The organism is Phenylobacterium sp. (assembly GCF_044371015.1).
In the GTDB taxonomy this organism is placed as follows: domain Bacteria; phylum Pseudomonadota; class Alphaproteobacteria; order Caulobacterales; family Caulobacteraceae; genus Phenylobacterium.
Genome location: NZ_JBILUK010000339.1, coordinates 1 through 2,674, shown reverse-complemented (window position 1 = coordinate 2,674; position 2,674 = coordinate 1). Strand labels below are relative to the sequence as shown.

General features: G+C 62.9%; 3 protein-coding genes. 1 reads left to right on the top strand and 2 read right to left on the bottom strand.

Annotated features, from left to right (window positions below; translation table 11 throughout):
* The first annotated feature begins 131 nt into the window (after window positions 1-131).
* A complete protein-coding gene (locus ACIQ3R_RS17340; RefSeq protein ID WP_397420098.1) occupies window positions 132-1,277 on the top strand; it encodes a hypothetical protein in 1,146 nt (381 codons plus the stop codon).
* Here the strand turns inward: ACIQ3R_RS17340 and ACIQ3R_RS17335 are convergent.
* Together ACIQ3R_RS17335 and ACIQ3R_RS17330 are read right to left on the bottom strand one after the other, a co-directional pair.
* On the bottom strand, window positions 1,253-2,239 hold the full coding sequence (locus ACIQ3R_RS17335) for a sensor histidine kinase (protein WP_397420097.1): 987 nt from the start codon (window positions 2,237-2,239) through the stop codon (window positions 1,253-1,255). The genes ACIQ3R_RS17340 and ACIQ3R_RS17335 overlap by 25 nt on opposite strands.
* A 64-nt stretch (window positions 2,240-2,303) precedes the next feature.
* On the bottom strand, window positions 2,304-2,674 hold a 371-nt coding region (locus tag ACIQ3R_RS17330), incomplete at its 5' end, for a PleD family two-component system response regulator (protein WP_397420096.1).

Below are 2,674 nucleotides of genomic sequence, written 5' to 3'. Positions count from 1 at the left end.
GGCTCGGCCGCGCTACTCAATTTGGGCAACAGTTTTCGCGTCCGGTCACCAATCGTCAGAACTTTGCTGCGTAGGTGGGACGATCAATTCGGCGCCTTTCACCCGCATTGATCATTTGGAGTTGCACCTGCGTGGCTAGAGCATCTGACCGGACATTCCGCAGCCTGCGAGGCCTTGAGAAGACGGCGTCCACCAGCCGCGTATTGAATCTCGCGGCGCTGTCGCAGCGCAACGCGGGCAATCCTGAACACGAGAAGAACCCGTTCTTCATCGCCCCTACCCTCGATGGCGCGGTGATCGTGCGACATCGCCTGCGCGAATGGGAGAAGGAGAACTTCGACAGGAGCCGCTACTCCGCCACCAAGCTCATCATTCCCTTCGAGCGTTCGGATCTGGCCCTGGGCGGGCGCTCACTGTTTGTGGGTGAGCGCGGATGGCTGGACGTCTTCGAGGAACTGCGCGGCGGGGCGCCCGACGTCAGCCGGGACATCGCCGTTCTGGAGGCGATCGACGAACTGCCGTCTCTCGACCCCTTCCTGTTGCGCGAGCACATGAAGCGGCGCGGTTTCGATATCAGCCCGACCCACTTCGAGATCTCCGAGCCGGACCGCCTGCGCATGCAGCGCTTCGTCGGCGGCGAGATCGCCAAGCTGATCGAACTGGCCTACCGCGACATCGATGGCATGGAGGAAAACACGTCCAGGCTGGTCGAGGCCCTCCTGTCGGCGAAGACCGATGAGCGCCTTGAGCCGCTACGCCTTACCCTTCGCCTGGAACGGGAAAACTACAAGGAAGGCATTTTCGCCTGGAAGGGCTTTCTGTATTATAAGTGGGTGCTGAATACCCTATGGTCTAATATTCGAGATGTTTTTTCTGAACTCAACAAGGTTAGAGTCACAGGGTCAATTGACACAGAAATGGCCTCTCAACTCGAGATTCAAAAACACAAACTAAGGGTAAAGCTGGAGCGTCAAGTCAAGGGTGTTATGCAAAACCTAAATACTTATGACGTGTTCTTCAGTCAGCTGACGACCGACGGAAACGCCACGGCCTTCCGGGATTTTCTTCTGAAATCGCCGGAAATGTTTATCCAGCTGGGCGAAGGATGCGGCCTGATCAGCCATATCGCCACCTATTGGCGTTACCAGTTCCCGCGTGGCACGCCGTTGATAGCGACCGTCATTGATCTCATGGACACGTTGCAGGACTTCGAGAGCAGCCTCGGCGCCGACCCCCCAGAGCTCGGAGCCGTTCAGCCGGAACTCCGCATCGCCTGATCCGCGATCCGGGCGTCGATCACGCAGACGACACCCTCGGCGGGAAACGCGAGAGACACCAGCCCACCGAGGTCGCCGGCCAGGCCCTGTTCCAGCAGCCGCCGTCCGACGCCGCGCCGCTCAGGAGGTGCGACCACGGGTCCGTCCGCCTCCCCCCAGACAAGGCGCAGACGGCGCCCCTCGACGGTCCAGGAGAGGCTGACCCGTCCGACCTCATTCGACAGCGCGCCATGCTTCAGGGCGTTGGTCGCGAGTTCCTGCAGGGCGAGCCCGATCGCGACGGCGACGCGCGGCGGCACTTCAACTTCGGGACCTTCCGCGCGCAGCCGGCCGCCACCCGGGTCGTGCGGCGCGGTCGCGCGCTCCACGATCCGTCCGAGTAATGCGGGCTCCCATTGCGTCTCGGTCAGGACATCATGCGCGGTCGCAAGGCTGCGAAGCCGCTGTTCAAAGGCGTCAATGGCCCCGGACGACCCTTCGAGGGACTTGAACGATTGACGCGCGATCGCCTGGACCATGGCGAGCGTGTTCTTGAGCCGATGAGCCAACTCGCCCGTCAATCGCTGGCGGCGCGCCTCATCTTCGACGCGGTCGGTCACATCCAGGTGCGCCGCGACAATCCGGACCAGCGCCCCATCCGGCCCCAGCACGAAGCGCGATGAGGCCTCCAGCCAGCGCTCGACGCCGTCCGGGCGTCGCACCCGGTATCGGCTGCTCACCCCCTCGCGCCCGAGAGAAAGCGCCGCCTCGATCTCGGCGTTAAGGCGCGCGCGATCATCGGCCCGGACCATGCTTTGAAAGGTTTCAGGGGCGCCGTCGAACGCCCCCGGCGCAAGGCCGAACAGGCGTTCCTGCTGGACGCTCCAGACCATTCGGCCACTCACAAGATCCCAATCGGAAACGCCGACGCCCATGGCGTCCAGACCCAATTCCAACCTCGCTTCGGTTTCGGTCCGATCCACCAGGGTAACCCTGCCTCCGCCGATCACGCGCCATCATGCATGGTCGCTTGCGGACGTCACGCGATCAGGTGGAGGCGGTCTGCGCCTGTCGTACGAAAAGTCGGTTGACGCGCTGGATCAGAAGATCGTCGCGGAACGGTTTGGAGAGGTAGTCTCGGGCGCCCAACGCGATCGCCTCCCGGACGTCTTCCACGGCGTTCCGCGCGGTCAACACGAGAACCGGAACACGCGACGTGTCGCCGCGGGACCGCATCGCCTTCAACACGCCGAAACCGTCCATCACCGGCATATTGATATCCAGAACCATAGCCTCCGGCCGGAACTCCATCAGCCGCTGGAGCGCATGGCCGCCGTCCCGCGCCGTCCGCGTGTCAAATCCGGCAAGGTCAAGGCGGGTGGTGATCAGTTCACGAATGGCGGAATCATCGTCAACGA